Below are 17,468 nucleotides of genomic sequence, written 5' to 3' on the forward strand. Positions count from 1 at the left end.
GCGATGCATTGAATACCGTGGCTGTCCGCTTGCTTGCGCGTTGGCTGGCAGCCCTTTGTTTGCTCCCGGCCGGGGTCACGGGCGCTGCCGCCGACGAGTTCAGGACACCGTCGATCACGGCCGTCCGCGTCGAATGGCGGGCGGTCGTCGATCAGCTCCGCACCGAGATCGGAACCCGGCCAGCGATCGCCTCCCGATTCACGTTCGCCGGCCAGCGGCGGGTGCCGGCATGGGATCCGCGCTCAACGCCCGCGCTGGTGCAACTGAACGCCATCAACGCGCCGCTGTTCAACGGGATCGGACGCAGTCCGGTGCCGGTGCTGTTGCCGTTCGACACCGCAGGCTACCTCGAAGGCCAAGCCGCCGGCACGCAGCTTCCGCTATCGCGATACCAGGCCGATTTCCGGCCCGCAGACCTGTTTCACGCCGGTCCTGCCGGGTACGACGCGGTGTTTTCGCTGCCATCAGGCACAGGCGGCTCGCGGACCTTCGCCAAGCCGGTCGAAGTGCAGATCACGGGCTCGATCCTGCTCTACGACCTCGCCGATCCGCTTGGCGGCAAGGGTGAGCCGGTCAAGGCGCTGGCGGCGCAGTTTCCCGACTTGCGCCGGTTCATCCGTGAAGGCTATGTGCGCTACGCCTTCACGCGCTTCGGCGTGCCCTATGTGGTGTCGGTCCAGTGTCTCGATTCAGCGCCGCGGGCGCGGCGGCTGGCCTGCCGCGAAGCCTATCCCATCGCCGAGCGCTTCCTGAAAGCCTTGCGCATCGCGGGCGGACAACCGGCGCGGCCGCGCCATGACATTTCGTCCGAGATCGCTGAACGACCGACGGCGGTTTCGCCCGCCTTCACCTATTACCCGGGCGGCGACATTATCTCCCGCAGCAGCGTGCGACGGCGCGGCGGACGCGCCGACTTTGCTGCCTACTCGCAGATCCGGTTTCCACTTGAAAAGGCGCCAGCCGCCATCCGCTCGCAATCCTTCGGCAGGAAGAGGACGGAGAGCGTCTATCCATGGCGGGACAATTTTTGCGAAGCCCGCAGCTTCCAGGTTGGGCAATGTGCCGCCGGCTTTGGGCATCAGGGCCAGGACGTCCGTCCGGCGCCCTGCCCACCGAACAGCAACAGCGAAAGCGCTTGTCATCCCAAGAAGCAGGCTGTGGTCGCCGTCCGCGACGGCATCGTGATCCGCGCACCAAAGCAGCAGGCCGCAACGCTGCAGATCAACACCCGCAACGAGCACATCCGCTTCCGCTACATGCACATGAACCCGTCAGCCATGGATGCCGACGGCATTCTGAGCGGGCGCCGGGTCGCCGAGGGCGAGAAGATCGGCGTGGTCTCCAACTATCTCGATTTCCCGAACGGCACGTCCTACCACCTTCACTTCGACGTGCAGGTGTTCACGCGCGACGGCTGGATCTGGGTCAATCCCTACACCACCCTGATCGCGTCCTATGAACGGCTGATCCGCGGCCGCGGCCGCGAGATCGGCACCGATCCGCCGGCCGTCGCCGCCATGGTGCACGATTTGCCGGCGGATGTCCTGCGTCGTAGCACGGCGCAAGGCCGGGCGAACTAGCTAGGCCCTGCACTCGACGTGAAGTTCGAGTTGCCGCGAGAAGAACGGGCTCACCAGGTGAAGGGACCCCCGAAAGGCGAGTGCCAAAGAGGCATGCCGCGTGGGCGCGCGTAGCGGAAGTCAGTCCCCGGCCTGCGTCGCCGGTTCTTGATGCCCCCTTGCGGCTCGCCGCTCATCAGCACCACGAATTCCGTTCCCTTGCCGGTTTCCGAACTCAACGCCTCGTCCGTGACGATCAGGGAAGATCGCGGCGTAATGTTGCCGATGCGATCCAATACGTCCTGCGGAATGGCGATGCGGTCGAGCGCGGCCTTTGCGCTGTCCGGGTCCGTCGGCACCGGCTCAACGTCGCGACCGCTGCTCCCGCGCGCCCGGTCGCGGGGCTCAACCGTGGCATTGGACGAACGGCCGCCCGCCAATGAGACAACGCTCCATCGCACCTTGGCATCGTCGGTCGCGTGCTCGATGGCGGTGAAGACATGCATACCGATTGGACGGTCGGGATCTGCGATCGTCACCGGACTTTCAAGGGTGGGCATGAATGCCTGACGGACATAAAGCCGCTGGCTCTTGCGGCTGATTAACACTGATACCGGCTGGAGTTCGCGTGCAATCTGGCGGACGGCCTCGGCGGCCGCGGCGCGCGCAGTCTCGGCCGCGGCGGCGGCTTCACGCGCCGACGTGACGGCATCGAGCCTCTGTTGCAGATCCACGTTGGCGACATCCCATTGCAACTGCAGCTCCGCGATTTTGGCGACGGCCTGCGCCTTGGCGTCCTCAGCCTGCTCCTTTGCCTCCGCCGAGATGATGCCAGAGCCAAGCTTGGTCTCGGCGGCCGCCAATTGCGCCTCGGCTCTGCGCTTCAGATTTTCCGCTGCGCGAACGGGCGCCTTGGCCTGCGTGGCCTCCCGCAAAGCCGTCCCGGCGGCGAGCCGCGCCTCGGCCGCTTTCCTCATCGCCTCTTGCGCCTCTGCCGTGCGCGCAGCGGCCATGGCGCCGGCTCCCGGCTTGGGTTGAAACGGAACCGGATGGGCAAACTCAACGGGCGCCACATCGGTTGGCGCCACGATCACCCGCATGCCCATCGCGGTCGCGTCGAACAGGCGTTCGGCGAACTCGAAAGGCAGCCGGATACAGCCATGGGACGCCGGACGCCCCGGCAGGACGCCGCCATGGAGTGCGATACCGGACCAGGTGATGCGCTGCATGTGCGGCATGTAGGCATCGTCATACAGGTTCGAGTAATGTTCCTCTACTTTCTGGATGACGCTGAAGATCCCGGCGGGCGTCTCGCGTCCTTTCGTGCCGCTCGACACCGGCGCCCGCAGGATCCACCCCTTGGCATCGTAGACGGTGATCCGCTGGTCGCGGAGCGAAACGATGGCCATGAGCGGCTCGCTGGCGCTGCGCGTCTCGATGGACTCGATCGAGCGTTCTCCGTTTCTGGCGCCCGCCTCGTCTCCCGCCGCGACCAGCAGCGCTAGACTCGCAACGGCAAGATACACAGGCCAGCGCAACGGGCCGCGAGCGACCTGTGGCGAGCCCTGATCAGTCACGGGAACCTGCGATAAGCGCCATCTACGCACTCCGGCCTGGCGGGAGGACGACGACGATCGCGCCTGGCTTCAACCGATTCACCAGATCGATCACGTCCTCGTTGGTCATGCGGATGCAGCCGGACGAGATGGCTTGGCCGATATATTCCGGCTGGTTGGTGCCGTGGATACGGTACAGGGTGTCCTTGTTGCCCTGGTAAAGGTAGATCGCCCGCGCGCCCAGCGGATTTTCCGGACCTCCGGCGACGCGCTTTGGATAAGGGCCGAGCCGAGCCTGGATTTCCGCCGTCGGAATCCAGTCAGGCCATTCAGCCACACGGCCAACGGTCGCGACACCGGACCAGGCCAGCGCTTCCTCTCCCACCGTCACGCCGTAGCGGACGGCCTTGCCTCCCGGCAGGACGTAATACAGATAACGCGCATTAGTATCGACCAGGATCGTGCCCGGCTGTTCTTTGCGCATGTAGTCGACAATATGCCGGCGATAGGTCTCGGGAATGTCCGCCCGCGCATAAGGTGGACGGGCCAGCAACTGCCGGTCCCTTGGGGTCAAGCTGGCATTCGACGTCGGTGCGAGCGTCGCTTGCATGCAACCCCCGAGCACAAACCCCAGTAACCCCACTAGCAACAACGCCACCCCGGACTTCGGCACCGCCAGCCCTCCAAAAAGCGTCACATTGGGCTATCTGCTGCTCAAATAGTGCAGAAATCAAGGCGAAGTTGGAAAGTGTCGTGACGCGATACGATAAGCCGGCAGCCAACTATCTGGCCTTCCTCAGCGCACACCGATCGGTGTTTGGTTCGGTGCCAATGAGCCCGCGCCTTGATTTCTATGAAGCGGCCGCGCCGACAGCCTGTTTCCGCGCGGGCGGGGTCCAGCGAAACGCTGCGCCGAACCGGTTCCAGACATTGATCGAGGCAACTGCGGAGGTGAGATAGGCGAGCTCCTTCTCGGAGAACTCGCTACTTGCCTGCGCATAGACCTCGTCGCTGACGCCGTCGCTGAGCAAGGTCAGCGCCTCCGTCCAGGCCAGCGCCGCGCGCTCGCGCGCGGTGAACTGCGGTGCCTCGCGCCAGACCACCACGAGATTGAGCTTGTCGGTGGGCACGCCGAGCTTCTCGCTTTCCAGGATGTGATACTGCACGCAGAAGGCACAGCCATTGATCTGCGAGGCGCGCAGCTTGATCAGCTCGAGCAGTTGCTTGTCCATGCCCGCTTTGCCCGCGACCTGGCTAAGCGCCAGCACGGCGTCATAGGCGTCCGGCGTCAGCGACATAAAGTCTTTGTACTCTTTGCGGGCGTGTGACATCGTTTGTGCCTCATGTTATCAGTGCTCTGATTGATTATCAGAGCACTGATATGTTGCGCAAGATCGGCACTGCAGCACACGCGCAATCGCGAAAAGCGCGAGCCCAAAAATCGAAAACCCGTCGAGAACCGGCTGCGCCAAAAGCGCCTGCCCGCCGCCGGAAAAAATCCGGCGAAAATCCTGCGTCGGCGTTGATCCGCCCGCCGCCGCCCGGCGAGGGCAAGCGCGGCGAGCAAGGCTACCTCGCCTATCTCTTGCGGCAGGCCCAGGCCGCGACGCGGCTCGCGATGGAGCGGGCGTTGGCCGAGCTCAGCGTGACCCCGCCGCAATTTGTTGTCCTGACCATGCTGCGCGCCTATCCCGGCCTGTCCGGTGCTGATCTTGCGCGGGTGGCGATGCTGACGCCGCAGACCGTAGGCGTCATCATCCGCAATCTCGAGCGGGACGGCGCCATCAAGAAGACCCCGCACCCGGTCCATGGCCGGACGCTGCAGTGGACGGTGACGCGGCGCGGCGCTGCCCTGCTCGACAAGAGCCGACGCCACGCGCAGGCGATCGAGCGGCGGCTGGTGGCCGGGCTCTCCGCCAACGCCCAGATCATGATCCGCCGCTGGCTGGCCCGAATCGCCGCTGACTTGTGAGGAACCGCCGGTTCCCGCGGCGTCATGGCTTTTGGCGCAGGCCCGCCGCGCCGCTAGACTGCTGGCATGAAACAGCCTGATTCCCCTGATGCCCCGACCCGCCGTGCCCTGCTGCAAGGCGGCATCGGCGCCGGTGCCCTGCTCGCAGCGGGGCTTGACGCGTTTGCGGCGCCGCCCGGCTTCGACCAGTGGCGCGATAATTTTCACGTCCGCGCCCGCGCCAAAGGCATTTCGGACGCGACATGGACCCGGGTGATGGGCCGCATCGAGCCCGACATGAGCGTATTCCGGCAGATGCAGAAGCAGCCGGAATTCCATGAGCAGATCTGGCAATACATCAATCGCCGCGTCTCGGACTGGCGCATCATCAACGGCCGTGAGGCGCTGAAGAAACACGAGGCACTGTTCACACGGATCGAGCAGGATTTCGGCGTCGAGCGCGGCACGCTGCTGGCCTTGTGGGGCGTCGAGTCAGCCTATGGCGATCCGCTGGTGCAGCAGAATCACATGCGCCCGATCTTTCCCGCGCTCGCAGCACTGGCCTGGAACGAGCCGCGCCGCCGCGCCTATTGGGAAACCGAGCTGCTCAACGCCTTGAAGATCGTCGACCGCGGCTGGGGCACGCCGGAGGAAATGCGCGGCTCCTGGGCCGGCGCGATGGGTCACACACAATGGATGCCGGAAGTCTGGCTCAATGTCGGCATGGACTATGACAAGGACGGCCGCGTTTCGCCGTTCGGCAAGCCCGACGACGCGCTCGGCTCCAGCGCGCGCTATCTGCTCAACCGCGGCAAATATCACCGCGGCGAGCATTGGGGCTATGAAGTTCGCAGCTCAGGAGGCGCTTCGAGCGGAAGCCGGACCTATTCGGCATGGGCCGGCGCCGGCGTCACGCGTGCCGACGGCAAGCCTTTCCCGCAGCCGAACGCGTCGGCGCAGATGTGGGTGCCGGTCGCCGGCGGACCTTCGTTCCTGCTGGGCCCGAACTTCTATTCGGTCAAAAGCTACAACCCGTCGATGAACTACGCGCTCGCGATCTGCCATCTCGGCGATCGCATTCTCGGTGCCCCGCCGTTCATCCAGCCCTTCCCCGGCTCCGAACGCGCGCTGACGCTTGCCGAAGTACAGGAACTGCAGACGCGATTGACAAAGGCCGGTTTCGACACCGGCGGCACCGATGGGCGCGTCGGCAACGACACCATGAAGGCTGTGAAGGATTATCAGACCAGGATGGGGCTATTGCCCGCCGATGGCTACGGCGGCCTGAAGGTGCTGGCCCGGTTACGGCAAGGCGGCTAGCGCGACCAGAAGCGCCCCGGGATTCGACGCCCGCTCACGCCGCCCGCCGCGGCTCCGCTTCCTCCACCAGCCGGTCGACCAGATCATCGACGGCGCGTTCGGCCGCCGCAATCGACGCCTGCAACCGATCGCCGCCGAACTCATCATATTCGATTGCAACGCTGTGAAAAGCGGTGACGCCGAGAAATGCGAACATGTCGCGGACAGCGCCTTCCACATGATTGATGTGAGCGATGCGTCCGCCGGGATCGTACCCGTAGTCGCCTCGCGAACCGAGCAGGATGAGGCGCTTATCCATGCCTGCCAACAGCGGCGTATACGGATCGTCCGGCCGTGAACGGTCAAAGCCGAACGTGCGGCCGACCCGCACAACATTGTCGATATAGGCCTTGAACTGCGCGGGCATGCCAAAATTGTACATGGGCACGCCAGCCACGATCAGATCGGCTGCGATCAGCTCATCGATCAGCGCGTCGCTTTCCGCCAGTGCCTCGTTCATCCAGGGCTCGCGTTGGTCGGGCTTCGTGAAGGCGGCGCCGATCCACTTTTCGGTGACCGGATGCGGCGGCGATTGGCCAACATCGCGACTGACCAGCAAATCATTCGGCCGGTGTTGCAGCCAGCGCCGGGTAAACCGCTCGGTAAGCCTGCGTGTATGCGATCCCCGCGGACTCCGGTCTGAGCTTTGGGAACGCGCGCTGGCATCAATTCGTAACAATTTCATGACTTAGGTTCCTTCATCTGTTGGATACAAATTGTGCCCGTCAATCCGCGCTGACAAACGCAAATTACTCAGCCTATGGCTGAGCTGAATTCATCCGTAGGCTTAGCGATGAGACGATTGCCGCCATTGACTGGTCTGCGCGCGTTCGAGGCCGCCGCGCGACATCTGAGCTTCAAGCGCGCAGCCCACGAACTGCACGTCACGCCAACGGCGATCAGTCATCAGGTGCGGCAGTTGGAGGAAGCGATCGGCGCAAGCCTGTTCGAACGGCGCACGCGCCAGGTGGTGCTCACGGCGGAAGGGCAAGTCTTGCTGCCGGTTCTGCGCGACGGCTTCGATTCCTTTGCGCGGGTCATCTATGGCTTGAGCCGCAGGCAGCGGCGCACCGCGGTCACGCTCTCCGCGACGCCTGCTTTCACGGCCAAGTGGCTGGTGCCGCGCATCGCTGCCTTTCGCAAGGCCCGGCCGGACATCGATCTCACATTGCTCGCGTCGCTGGAAGTCGTCGGCCTCGGTTCGGGCGCCGCGGATCTCGCGCTGCGCTACGGCCCCGGACCCTATCCCGATCTGGTCGCCGAGACCCTGACCGTCGATCGCTTTGCGCCGGTCGCAAGTCCGCGTCTTGGTATCAAGAAAGCGAGCGACCTGCGATCAGCAACCCTGCTGCATTTCGACTGGTATCGTCGCGATTCCCGCAATCCGACCTGGCGTCGCTGGCTGAAAATTGCCGGCATTGACGGCGTCGATGCGCGGGCGGGCCTGCGCTTCAGCGATGAGACTCATGCGATCCAGGCGACCGTCGCCGGCGCCGGGATCGCGCTGCATAGCCTGCTGCTCGTCTCCGACGAACTGGCGCAGGGCACGCTGGTGGTCCCGTTCGGGCCGGAACTTGAGGGCTTCGCCTTGCACCTGGTGCGCGACCCTAACAGGCCGCTGACTGAGCCGGTCGAGGCGGTGCAGGCCTGGCTGCGGGCGCAATTCACCGCAGCGCCCCAATAGTGCTCTGGCGCGTGCTGCAGCGAAGAAACGTCTCGCGACTGTTACGCGCTCACGCCCGCCGCGCGACGCCGCCGGCATTCATGCCGCCGTCGATGACGAGCTCCGTCCCCGTCACGTAGCGCGATGCATCGGAGGCCAGATACAACACGCCCTGCGCGATTTCGGCCGCTTCCCCGGCGCGCCCGAGCGGGGTCGCCATTTTCGCACGCTCCTCCGGATCGATCGGCGCGTTCTGCCCGCTCCCTCCTGCTTCGGTCGGGATCTTGCCCCAGATCGGCGTGTCGATGATCCCGGGATGCACCGAGTTGACGCGGATGCCGTCGCCGAACGTCGCGCACTCCATCGCGATTGCTTTCGCAAACAGCCGCACCCCGCCCTTGGTCGCGCAATAGCCGGAAAGACCGGCCGCGCCGCGCAGGCCCGCCAGCGACGACATCATGATGACGGAGCCGCCGCCGGTCTTGCGCATCGCAGGCAAGCAGTGCTTCACCGACAGGAACACGCCGTCGAGATTGATCGCCGTCTGCCGCCGCCAATCCGCCAGCGACATCTCGGTAATCGACGGCACCGAGATGCCAATGCCGGCATTCGAGACCAACACGTCGAGCCGGCCATAGCGATTCATGACATCGGCCACGACCTCGATCCAGCGCTCCTCGCTGGTGACGTCGTGATGCCAAAAGCTCGCCTCGCCACCGGCCTTCCTGATCCGCGCGACGACCTCAGGCCCCCTGAGATCGTCGACATCGGTCACCGCAACCGAGGCGCCTTCACGTGCCAGCAATTCGGAAACCGCTTCGCCAATGCCGGACGCGCCGCCCGTCACCAGCGCGACCTTGCCCTGAACCTGCCCTGTCATTTCTTCTCCCGTTTGTTGTTCTTGGTTGTCGAATTACCTGATGACGGCCGGTCCCGGATCCGGCACCGCTACATCGAGCACTCGCATCTGGACGCGTTCCGAACCCTGAAAACGATCGACCGCAAGCGTAGCAGCGACATGCAGGGGCTGGCCGCGGTTTTGCGTCAGCGCATGGCCGAGCTTTTGTCCGACCGAGCGGAACGCGATGCCGTTGACGATGGCGCCATCGCCCGACTTGAAGCGCACGCGCAGATGCGCCTGTCCCACTTCGTCGGCATAGACGAGCTGATGCGCCGGCAGCGCAATCACGGGCTCGGGATTGGCCGCACCGAACGGCCCGGCACGATTCAGCGTATTGGCGAATTCCACGGTCACGCTACGCGCGCTGACGGCGCCATCGATGAACAGCTCGTTCTCGTGCCGGGAACTGGCGACGTCCTCGGCCAGCGCGCTTTCCATGAAGGCGCGAAACTCCGCCAGCTTCTCCTTGCGCAGTGTCACGCCGGCAGCCATGGCGTGGCCGCCGCCCTTCATCAACAGCCGCTCCTTCACCGCCTGCCGCACGGCCTTGCCGAGATCGACGCCCGAGATCGAGCGGCCCGAGCCGGTGCCGATGCCGCCGGGCTCCAGCGCTATGGCAAAGGCGGGACGCGCAAATTTCTCCTTCAGTCGCGAGGCGACGAGGCCGACGATGCCGGGATGCCAGCCTTCGGCGGCGGTCACGATCACCGCGCCCTTGTCTTCGAGCCCGAGCGACGCCAGCGCTTCGGCTTCCGCCTGCGCCTCTGCCGCCTGCTCGATGACGCGGCGCTCGCTGTTGAGCCGGTCGAGTTCGGCGGCAATACGCGCGGCCTCCGAGATGTCGCCTTCCAAGAGCAGCCGCACCCCGAGATCGGCGCGCCCGATCCGGCCGCCCGCATTGATGCGCGGCCCCAGCATGAAGCCGAGATGCCAGGCTTCGGGCGGGCCGTTCAGCCGCGCCACATCCATCAGCGCGGTATGGCCGACATGGTCGCGGCGGCGCATCGCGATCAGGCCCTTGGCGACGAAGGCGCGGTTCAGCCCGATCAGGGGCGCGACATCGGCCACGGTGCCGAGCGCCACATGGTGCAACATGCCCAGAAGATCCGGCTCCGGCCGTTCGGCATTCCAGAAGCCGCGGCCGCGCAATTCCCGGTTCACCGCCACCAGCGTGATCAGCACGAGACCGACGGCGGCGAGATGACCAAGGCCGGAAAGGTCGTCGGGCCGGTTCGGGTTCACCAGCGCATCGACTTCGGGCAATTCCTCAGCCGTCTGGTGATGGTCGATGACGACGACAGACATGCCGAGCTTTCGCGCCTCCGCCAGCGGTTCGAGACTGGTGGTGCCGCAGTCGACCGTCACCAGCAGCGTCGCGCCCTTCCCCGCGAGCGCGCGCACCGCCTCGGTATTGGGCCCGTAGCCCTCGAAGATGCGGTCGGGGATATGGATCAGCGGATCGAGCCCGCAATGGCGCAGATGCCAGGCCAAGAGCGCCGCCGAGGTCGCACCATCGACGTCGTAATCGCCGAAGATCGCAACCTTCTCGGAGCGCTGGGCCGCGTCCGCGATCCGTTTGGCCGCCGTCTCCATCGCCGTCACGGTATGGGGATCGGGCATCAGCTTGCGGATGGTCGGATCGAGAAAATCCTCGACCCCGTCGATCCCGACGTCGCGGCCGGCGAGCACGCGTGCCAGCATCTCCGGCAACTGGTAGCGCTGCGTGATCGCCAGCGCCCGCGCCGCCCTCCTGGCGTCGAGCCGGTCGCGCCACAATTTGCCGGTCGCCGAACGCAAGACGCCGAGAAACGCCGGCGGCAGTTCAACAGGCAGAGCGGAAGGGGGAGGCGTCATGATGCCCTCGAAAAATACGGGCAAAGCGCCCCTTCGGCAAACGCAAACGGGACGACGCCCGCCCGGGCTCTGCCGACAAAAACAACTTGCACAAAGAAGATGCAACTTGTTCCGGTGAAACTACCCGCACCTCGGGAGAACTTAAACCAATCGTTAGCCATGATCCCCGACAAAGGAGTCAAATACGCTCTCGCTTGAGTCCCGCCGATCCGCAGAAGATCGACATCTGCACAAAGACTGAGGAATTCCCGCCAATGTCCGTCGCGCTTCGTTCCCAGACCGCAACGATGTCGAAGCTGCCCGCCAAATCGGCGGGCGCCGAGGATGAAGCCGACGTTTCCGCCCTGATCGCGAGGCTGACCGCCGAGGTCAACCAGGTCGCCTGCGAGAAGACCAAATCGATCCAGAAGATCACCAATCAGATGAAGATGCTGGCGCTGAACGCGCTGATCGAAAGCTCGCGCGCCGGCGCACAAGGCGCTGGCTTCGCCGTGGTGGCGCAGGAAGTCCGCAATGTCGGCCAGCAGGTCGAAACCATCGCCCGCGAGCTCGAAAGCCAGCTCACCAACCGGACCGGCAATCTGATGAACTCGATCGCGCAGATGGCCGACCGCTCGCGCGGCGAGCGCATGGTCGACCTGTCGCTGAACGCGATCGAGCTGATCGACCGCAACCTCTATGAGCGCACCTGCGACGTGCGCTGGTGGGCGACTGATTCGGCCGTCGCCGATTGCGCGGCGGCGCCGGAGGCTGCCGCGGTCGCGCATGCGTCGGAACGGATGGCCGTGATTCTGGGCGCCTATACCGTCTATCTCGATCTCTGGCTTTGCGATCTCGACGGCAATGTGGTCGCCAACGGCCGCGCCGATCGCTTCCACGTCATCGGTCAGAACGTGGCCTCGACCAAGTGGTTTCGCGCGGCGCGGGGCCTGCGAACCGGCGACGACTACGCCGTCGGCGACGTCGAATGCCAGCCACTGCTCGGCAACGCCCAGGTCGTGACCTATTGCGCCAGCGTTCGCGCCGGCGGCAAGGCGAACGGCAAACCGACCGGCGTGCTCGCGGTTCATTTCGACTGGGAACCGCAAGCCCGCGCCATCGTTCAGGGCGTGCGCGTCGGCGCCGCCGACAAGGCCCGCGTGCTGCTGGTCGATTCGAATTTCCGGGTGATCGCAGCGTCCGACGGCCAGGGACTGCTCGCCGAACGCGTCTCGCTTCCACTGGAGGGGCGGCGCTCCGGCTTCCATCAGGACCGCTCCGGTGGACTGGTGGCGTTCCACGCCACGCCCGGCTACGAAACCTACAGAGGCCTCGGCTGGTTCGGCGTGATCCAGGCCGGCGCGGGGTAGGCGCTCGCGGAGTTCAGCGACCCAGCGTAGGATGGGTGGAGCGAAGCGATACCCATCAACTACGGTGCGCGAAGGCGATGGGTATCGCTGCGCTCCACCCATCCTACGTCCGGGCCACGAGTAAGGACTAGCACCCCAGCCGGTCGGCGATCTCGCCAAAATCCTTGGCGACGATGTCCCAATCGCCCTTGGCCTCGAAATCGTATTTCTGGTGCGGACCGTATTCGGTGGGACGCGCGACGAAGGCGGTTTTCAGGCCGTTCTGCTGTGCCGCTTTCAAATCGTTGTTGTGGGCGGCGACCATCATGACCTGCTCCGGCGGCAGGCAGAGCAGCTTCGCCGCGCCGAGATAGGTCTCGGGATCGGGCTTGTAGTGCTCGAACAATTCCGCCGACATGATGAGGTCCCACGGCAGCCCAGCGAACTTTGCCATATTGGTCAGTAGCGCGACGTTGCCGTTGGAGAGCGGCGAGATGATGTATTTCTTCTTCAGCCGCACTAGTCCCGGCACGCTGTCGGGCCACGGATGCAGCCGGTGCCAGCCCATGGTGAGGTAATGCAGGTCGGCGTCGCTCAAGCCTTGTATCGAAAACTGCGCCACCAGTTTTTCCAGCGACCGCCGGTGCAGCGTATCCAGGATCTGGTAGCCGCGTTCGGGATGTTTGCGCACCTCGTCCATCGAGGCCATGTAGACGCCGCGCCAGCCGTCGACGAGTGCGGTCCAGTCGGCCTCGATGCCTGAGGTTTCCGACCATTTGGTGAAATCGTTGATGAGGCTGGTGCGCCAGTCGACGACGGTGCCGAACACGTCGAACACCAGCGCTTTTACCGCGGAGATGTCGGACATCGTGCGCCTCCCCTTTTTTGTCATTCCGGGGCGATGCGAAGCATCGAACCCGGAATCTCGAGATTCCCCGATGCGCAATTGCGCATCTGTGGTCTGGTCCTTCGGACCATCCCGGAATGACGGCTCGTTAGTCCAGATGAAACTTATCCAACTGCCGGTGCTCGGCCTTGATGTAGCGCACCGTGCCGGTCACCGAGCGCATCACCACTGTTTCGGTCTCGATCACGCCATCCTTGCGGAATTTGACGCCTGTGAGCAGCGAGCCGGTGGTGACGCCGGTGGCCGCGAACAGGCAATCGCCCCGCACCATGTCCTCGATGCCGTAGATCATCTTCGGATCAGTTACGCCCATCTTGTGCGCGCGCTCGCGCTTCTCCTCGCTATCGAGGATCAGCCGGCACTGCATCTGGCCGCCGATGCAGCGCAGCGCCGCCGCCGCCAGCACGCCCTCGGGCGCGCCGCCGGTGCCGATATACATGTCGACGCCGGTGTTGTCAGGGTCGGCGCAATGGATCACGCCGGCCACATCGCCGTCGGTGATCAGCCGCACCGCCGCACCGGTCGAGCGGATGCTGGCGATGATATCAGCGTGGCGCGGGCGATCGAGCACCAGCACCGTGATTGCGCCGGGCTCGACGCCCTTGGCTTTCGCGAGCCGGCGGACATTGTCGGCAGGCGACGCGTCGAGCTCGACCACGCCCTTGGCGTAGCCCGGGCCGACCGCGAGCTTCTCCATGTAGACGTCGGGCGCGTGCAACAGCGTGCCGCCATCTGCCATTGCCATGGTCGCGATCGCGCCCGGCATGTTCTTGGCGCAGAGCGTGGTGCCTTCCAGCGGATCGACGGCGATATCGACCTGCGGACCGGCGTTCAGCCCGACCTTCTCGCCGATGAACAGCATCGGCGCCTCGTCGCGCTCGCCCTCGCCGATCACGATGGTGCCTTCGATCGGCAGCTTGTTGAGTTCGCGGCGCATCGCGTCGACCGCAGCCTGGTCCGCCGCCTTCTCCTGGCCGTGGCCGCGCAGACGCGCGGCCGAAACCGCGGCACGTTCCGTCACCCGCACGATTTCAAGCGTCAGGATGCGCTCAAGCAGCAATTGCGGCGGAACGGAAATATGGGTCGTCATCGGCTCACTCCTTTAAACCTGCACGGGCAGCTCGGCCCGCAAATCAAACCTTTTGGCGCGCGATCCGTTTCGATCCCGCGTCAGTTCTTCTCGATCCGTATCACCTGCGGCCGGCCGCTGATCACCTTGTCGCGCTGAACGGCCTCCAGCGCACGATACACCGCATCCTCGGAGGTGGCGTAGGTAATCAGAATGACCGGAACCGGTGACGGCTTCTTCGCGGCACCGTTCGCATCGACGCCCTCGGGATGGCGCTGCACGATCGATTCCAGCGAAATCTTCTGTTCGGCAAGGCGGGTGGCGATGGTGGCGGCGGTGCCGGCGAGGTCACGCGCCATCAGGCGGATGTAGTAGCCGCCCTCGTGGCGCTCCATCGGCGCCTTGGTGATGTCGCGCAGCCGCTCCACCGGGCGGCCGAACGGTTTTGCGCGAATGCCACGCGCCACGTCGGCGATATCGGCCACGACGGCGGACGCCGTCGCAGCACCGCCGGCGCCGGGCCCCACCAGCGTGATCGCGGGAATGCCCTCGCCGTCGATGGTCACTGCGTTGGTGACGCCCATTACCTGCGCGATCGAGGACGATTTGGGCACCATGGTCGGGTGCACGCGCTGCTCGATGCCCTTGGCGGTGCGCACCGCGACCCCGAGCAGCTTGACGCGGTAGCCGAGCTCTTCGGCCGCGCGCAGATCTTCCGGCGCGATCGAGGAGATGCCTTCGACATAGACCGCGCTCTGCGCCACCTTGGTGCCGAAGGCGAGGCTCGCCAGGATCGCAAGCTTCTGCGCGGTATCATGGCCGTCGACATCAAAGGACGGATTGGCCTCGGCATAGCCGAGCCGCTGCGCATCCTTCAGGCATTCGGCAAACGACAGGCCCTCATGCTCCATCCGGGTCAGGATGTAATTGCAGGTGCCGTTGAGGATGCCGTAGACGCGGTTGACGCCGGTGCCGCAAAGCCCCTCGCGCAGGGTTTTGATGACGGGAATGGCGGCGCCGACCGCCGCCTCGAAGTTCAGGGCGCCGCCGTGCTTTTCGGCGGCCTTCGCCAGCCGCAATCCGTGCCTGGCAATCAGGGCCTTGTTGGCGGTTACCACGGACTTGCCGGACTTCAGCGCGGCCTCGATCGCCGACAGCGCCGGCTCGCCGGAGCCGCCCATCAGTTCGACGAAGCAATCGACGTTGGGGTCAGAGGCCAGCGCCAGAGGGCTTTTGGCCCAGTCGATGCCGCGCAGATCAAGCGAGCGCTTTTTCGCTTTCGAGCGGGCGGTGACGGCAACCACGCGCACGCCGCGCCCGCTGCGCTCGGACAGCATCCGCGACTGCTCTTCGATAAGGCGGACGACTTCGGCGCCAACGGTGCCGAGCCCCGCGATACCCACTCTCAGGGGTGCGACCATGAATGAGAGAACCTGCAATAAAAGGGATTAGCGCCGGTTGGCGAGAGGAACCACGTTGTGCAACGTTTCAATGCCGCTTTCAAGGAAGCGGCGCACCCCGCGTGCGGCCTGGCGGATACGCTGCTCGTTTTCCACCATCGCGATGCGGACATAGCCCTCGCCATGCTCGCCAAAGGCGACGCCGGGCGAAACCACCACGCCGGATTTCTCCACCATCAGGGTCGCGAACTGCATGCTGCCGACGCCCTCGAAGGCCTTGGGCAGCGGCGCCCAGGCAAACATCGAGGCCAGCGGCGGCGGAATCTCCCAGCCCGCCCGGCCAAATGATTCGACCAGCGCGTCGCGCCGCCTGCGGTAGGTGTCGCGCATTTCCTTGATGCAATCGTCGGGCCCGTTCAGCGCGGCGGTGGTCGCCACCTGGATCGGCGTGAACGCGCCGTAGTCGAGATAGGATTTCACCCGCGCCAGCGCGGCGATGATCCGCTCGTTGCCGACGGCAAAACCCATGCGCCAGCCGGCCATCGAGAACGTCTTCGACATCGAGGTGAATTCGACGGTGACGTCGATCGCGCCGGGAACCTGCAGCACCGATGGCGGCGGGTTGTTGTCGTCGAAATAGACTTCGGCATAGGCCAAATCCGACAGGATGAAGATCTCGTGCTTTTTCGCGAACGCCACCAGATCCCTGTAGAAATCGAGGTCGGCGACACAGGCGGTCGGATTCGAGGGATAGCAGACGATCAGCGCGATCGGCTTCGGGATCGAATGGATGATCGCGCGTTCCACCGCCTCGAAAAACTGCGGCGTCGGTTCCGAGGGCACCGAGCGGATCACGCCGCCCGCCATCAGGAAGCCGAAGGCATGAATTGGATAGCTCGGATTGGGGCACAGCACGACGTCGCCGGGCGCGGTGATCGCCTGCGCCACATTGGCAAAGCCTTCCTTGGATCCCAGCGTCGCAACGATCTGGGTGTCCGGATTGAGCTTCACGCCGAACCGCCGCCCATAATACGCGGCTTGCGCCTTGCGCAGGCCGTTGATGCCGCGCGAGGCTGAGTAGCGATCGGTCCGCGGTTTGCCCAGCGTCTCCTTGAGCTTCTCGAGCACGTGGGGTGGCGTCGGCAGGTCCGGATTGCCCATGCCCATGTCAATGATGTCGGCCCCGGCATTGCGCGCGGCCGCCTTGGCCTGGTTGACCTTCTCGAACACGTAAGGCGGCAGACGGCGGATGCGATAAAAATCTTCCATGGGACCTTGCTCCGACAACCGGCAGGGCAGAATCGGGGAACCTTCGCAGCTATCGAAACCGGACTGGGTTTCGTTCAGAAATCGCGCTCAATCAAGGATTTAGAGCGAGTTCAGGCGCGAGGTCCTTCAGCTCTGGACCCGCAATGCGGTTGAATTGGGTTCTTTTACCACGGGAGCCCGGTGGCGCTATGGCGTTTTCAAGCGAAAGCCTGCCCTGGACCTGATCCGGGACGGTGATCGGTTCACGTGAAGAAAACGCGTCAAAAAGACGGCAAGGTCACTTCTTGGCCGGCTTTGGCGGGCTACCCGCGGCCGCCTGACGGTCCCGGGCGGCCGTCAACTCTGACTGAATTTTAGCCAGTTCGGCCGGCTTCATCGCCTCCTCGTTGCGGTCCGGCGGCAGGTCATGGACCGGCAGATAGCCACCGGCTTCCTTCGGACGCTCGGGCGCGCCCGCTGGCAGGCCAACGCCCGGCATATCCGCGATCTGGGTCGAGCAGCCGCCGAGCGCGAACGCTGACGCGAACAGCGCGGCAATCGACCACAGCCTTATCGTTCGACTTACCGGCATCCGTCCGGAAATCCCCAACTACCTGCGCACCATCAGCGCATCGCGATGGTATCGATGTGCTGGTACGAGCTTTGCAACGCC

16 protein-coding genes are annotated in these 17,468 nt (G+C 65.0%); 5 read left to right on the top strand and 11 right to left on the bottom strand.

The annotated features are described in order from the left end of the window. The first annotated feature begins 8 nt into the window (after positions 1-8). Positions 9-1,580: a peptidoglycan DD-metalloendopeptidase family protein gene (locus GWE18_RS17235; protein ID WP_275186888.1), complete on the top strand. Its 1,572-nt coding sequence runs from the start codon at positions 9-11 to the stop codon at positions 1,578-1,580. Between the two features lie 50 nt (positions 1,581-1,630). Here the strand turns inward: GWE18_RS17235 and GWE18_RS17240 are convergent, their stop codons facing one another. The 3 genes from GWE18_RS17240 to GWE18_RS17250 form a co-directional block, all read right to left on the bottom strand. After that, positions 1,631-3,136, bottom strand: coding sequence for a L,D-transpeptidase family protein (locus tag GWE18_RS17240; RefSeq protein WP_275186889.1), 1,506 nt, complete (start codon positions 3,134-3,136; stop codon positions 1,631-1,633). Between the two features lie 22 nt (positions 3,137-3,158). Further along, positions 3,159-3,788 (bottom strand): L,D-transpeptidase, encoded by a 630-nt coding sequence (locus GWE18_RS17245; RefSeq protein WP_275187009.1) that lies wholly within the window; start codon positions 3,786-3,788, stop codon positions 3,159-3,161. A gap of 178 nt (positions 3,789-3,966) precedes the next feature. Then, complete coding sequence (locus tag GWE18_RS17250) at positions 3,967-4,446, bottom strand: carboxymuconolactone decarboxylase family protein (RefSeq protein ID WP_275186890.1); 480 nt, start codon at positions 4,444-4,446, stop codon at positions 3,967-3,969. A 50-nt stretch (positions 4,447-4,496) separates the two neighbouring features. Between GWE18_RS17250 and GWE18_RS17255 the strand changes: the two genes are divergently transcribed. Together GWE18_RS17255 and GWE18_RS17260 are read left to right on the top strand one after the other, a co-directional pair. Beyond that, the gene (locus GWE18_RS17255; RefSeq protein ID WP_275186891.1) at positions 4,497-5,087 is read left to right on the top strand and encodes a MarR family transcriptional regulator; all 591 of its coding nucleotides are present in this window, start codon (positions 4,497-4,499) and stop codon (positions 5,085-5,087) included. 66 nt (positions 5,088-5,153) lie between these two features. Further along, on the top strand, positions 5,154-6,386 hold the full coding sequence (locus GWE18_RS17260) for a lytic murein transglycosylase (RefSeq protein ID WP_275186892.1): 1,233 nt from the start codon (positions 5,154-5,156) through the stop codon (positions 6,384-6,386). A 34-nt stretch (positions 6,387-6,420) separates the two neighbouring features. Here GWE18_RS17260 and GWE18_RS17265 read toward each other — a convergent pair whose 3' ends face one another. Then, a complete protein-coding gene (locus tag GWE18_RS17265) occupies positions 6,421-7,110 on the bottom strand; it encodes an NAD(P)H-dependent oxidoreductase (protein WP_275186893.1) in 690 nt (229 codons plus the stop codon). A 126-nt stretch (positions 7,111-7,236) separates the two neighbouring features. On the opposite strand from GWE18_RS17265, the gene GWE18_RS17270 reads away from it, so the two are divergent. Beyond that, on the top strand, positions 7,237-8,109 hold the full coding sequence (locus GWE18_RS17270) for a LysR substrate-binding domain-containing protein (RefSeq protein ID WP_275186894.1): 873 nt from the start codon (positions 7,237-7,239) through the stop codon (positions 8,107-8,109). 49 nt (positions 8,110-8,158) lie between these two features. Here GWE18_RS17270 and GWE18_RS17275 read toward each other — a convergent pair whose 3' ends face one another. Both GWE18_RS17275 and recJ read right to left on the bottom strand, forming a co-directional pair. Continuing rightward, on the bottom strand, positions 8,159-8,968 hold the full coding sequence (locus tag GWE18_RS17275; protein WP_275186895.1) for a glucose 1-dehydrogenase: 810 nt from the start codon (positions 8,966-8,968) through the stop codon (positions 8,159-8,161). 33 nt (positions 8,969-9,001) lie between these two features. Next, positions 9,002-10,843 (bottom strand): single-stranded-DNA-specific exonuclease RecJ, encoded by a 1,842-nt coding sequence (recJ, locus tag GWE18_RS17280; RefSeq protein ID WP_275186896.1) that lies wholly within the window; start codon positions 10,841-10,843, stop codon positions 9,002-9,004. Positions 10,844-11,130: 287 nt separating this feature from the next. On the opposite strand from recJ, the gene GWE18_RS17285 reads away from it, so the two are divergent. After that, positions 11,131-12,192, top strand: coding sequence for a methyl-accepting chemotaxis protein (locus GWE18_RS17285; protein WP_275187010.1), 1,062 nt, complete (start codon positions 11,131-11,133; stop codon positions 12,190-12,192). A 127-nt stretch (positions 12,193-12,319) separates the two neighbouring features. Here GWE18_RS17285 and GWE18_RS17290 read toward each other — a convergent pair whose 3' ends face one another. The 5 genes from GWE18_RS17290 to GWE18_RS17310 form a co-directional block, all read right to left on the bottom strand. Then, positions 12,320-13,039, bottom strand: coding sequence for a haloacid dehalogenase type II (locus tag GWE18_RS17290; RefSeq protein WP_275186897.1), 720 nt, complete (start codon positions 13,037-13,039; stop codon positions 12,320-12,322). 127 nt (positions 13,040-13,166) lie between these two features. Further along, positions 13,167-14,168, bottom strand: coding sequence for a class II fructose-bisphosphatase (gene glpX / locus GWE18_RS17295; protein WP_057850503.1), 1,002 nt, complete (start codon positions 14,166-14,168; stop codon positions 13,167-13,169). Positions 14,169-14,248: 80 nt separating this feature from the next. Then, complete coding sequence (locus tag GWE18_RS17300) at positions 14,249-15,568, bottom strand: homoserine dehydrogenase (protein WP_275186898.1); 1,320 nt, start codon at positions 15,566-15,568, stop codon at positions 14,249-14,251. A 27-nt stretch (positions 15,569-15,595) separates the two neighbouring features. After that, positions 15,596-16,816 carry an LL-diaminopimelate aminotransferase gene (locus tag GWE18_RS17305; RefSeq protein WP_275186899.1) on the bottom strand — a complete coding sequence of 407 codons (1,221 nt, stop codon included), beginning with the start codon at positions 16,814-16,816 and terminating at the stop codon, positions 15,596-15,598. Positions 16,817-17,093: 277 nt separating this feature from the next. Continuing rightward, positions 17,094-17,387, bottom strand: coding sequence for a hypothetical protein (locus GWE18_RS17310; RefSeq protein WP_275186900.1), 294 nt, complete (start codon positions 17,385-17,387; stop codon positions 17,094-17,096). Positions 17,388-17,468 lie beyond the last annotated feature (81 nt).

Origin of the sequence: Bradyrhizobium sp. CSA112 (assembly GCF_029051645.1) — a bacterium.
In the GTDB taxonomy this organism is placed as follows: domain Bacteria; phylum Pseudomonadota; class Alphaproteobacteria; order Rhizobiales; family Xanthobacteraceae; genus Bradyrhizobium.

What these genes read in the sequence shown, in the direction of transcription:
- GWE18_RS17250 (WP_275186890.1), bottom strand. Translation starts at nt 4,446, where the DNA reads ATGTCACACGCCCGCAAAGAGTACAAAGACTTTATGTCGCTGACGCCG.
- GWE18_RS17255 (WP_275186891.1), top strand. Translation starts at nt 4,497, where the DNA reads ATGTTGCGCAAGATCGGCACTGCAGCACACGCGCAATCGCGAAAAGCG.
- GWE18_RS17260 (WP_275186892.1), top strand. Translation starts at nt 5,154, where the DNA reads ATGAAACAGCCTGATTCCCCTGATGCCCCGACCCGCCGTGCCCTGCTG.
- GWE18_RS17265 (WP_275186893.1), bottom strand. Translation starts at nt 7,110, where the DNA reads ATGAAATTGTTACGAATTGATGCCAGCGCGCGTTCCCAAAGCTCAGAC.
- GWE18_RS17275 (WP_275186895.1), bottom strand. Translation starts at nt 8,968, where the DNA reads ATGACAGGGCAGGTTCAGGGCAAGGTCGCGCTGGTGACGGGCGGCGCG.
- recJ (WP_275186896.1), bottom strand. Translation starts at nt 10,843, where the DNA reads ATGACGCCTCCCCCTTCCGCTCTGCCTGTTGAACTGCCGCCGGCGTTT.
- GWE18_RS17285 (WP_275187010.1), top strand. Translation starts at nt 11,131, where the DNA reads ATGTCGAAGCTGCCCGCCAAATCGGCGGGCGCCGAGGATGAAGCCGAC.
- GWE18_RS17290 (WP_275186897.1), bottom strand. Translation starts at nt 13,039, where the DNA reads ATGTCCGACATCTCCGCGGTAAAAGCGCTGGTGTTCGACGTGTTCGGC.
- glpX (WP_057850503.1), bottom strand. Translation starts at nt 14,168, where the DNA reads ATGACGACCCATATTTCCGTTCCGCCGCAATTGCTGCTTGAGCGCATC.
- GWE18_RS17300 (WP_275186898.1), bottom strand. Translation starts at nt 15,568, where the DNA reads ATGGTCGCACCCCTGAGAGTGGGTATCGCGGGGCTCGGCACCGTTGGC.
- GWE18_RS17305 (WP_275186899.1), bottom strand. Translation starts at nt 16,816, where the DNA reads ATGGAAGATTTTTATCGCATCCGCCGTCTGCCGCCTTACGTGTTCGAG.
- GWE18_RS17310 (WP_275186900.1), bottom strand. Translation starts at nt 17,387, where the DNA reads ATGCCGGTAAGTCGAACGATAAGGCTGTGGTCGATTGCCGCGCTGTTC.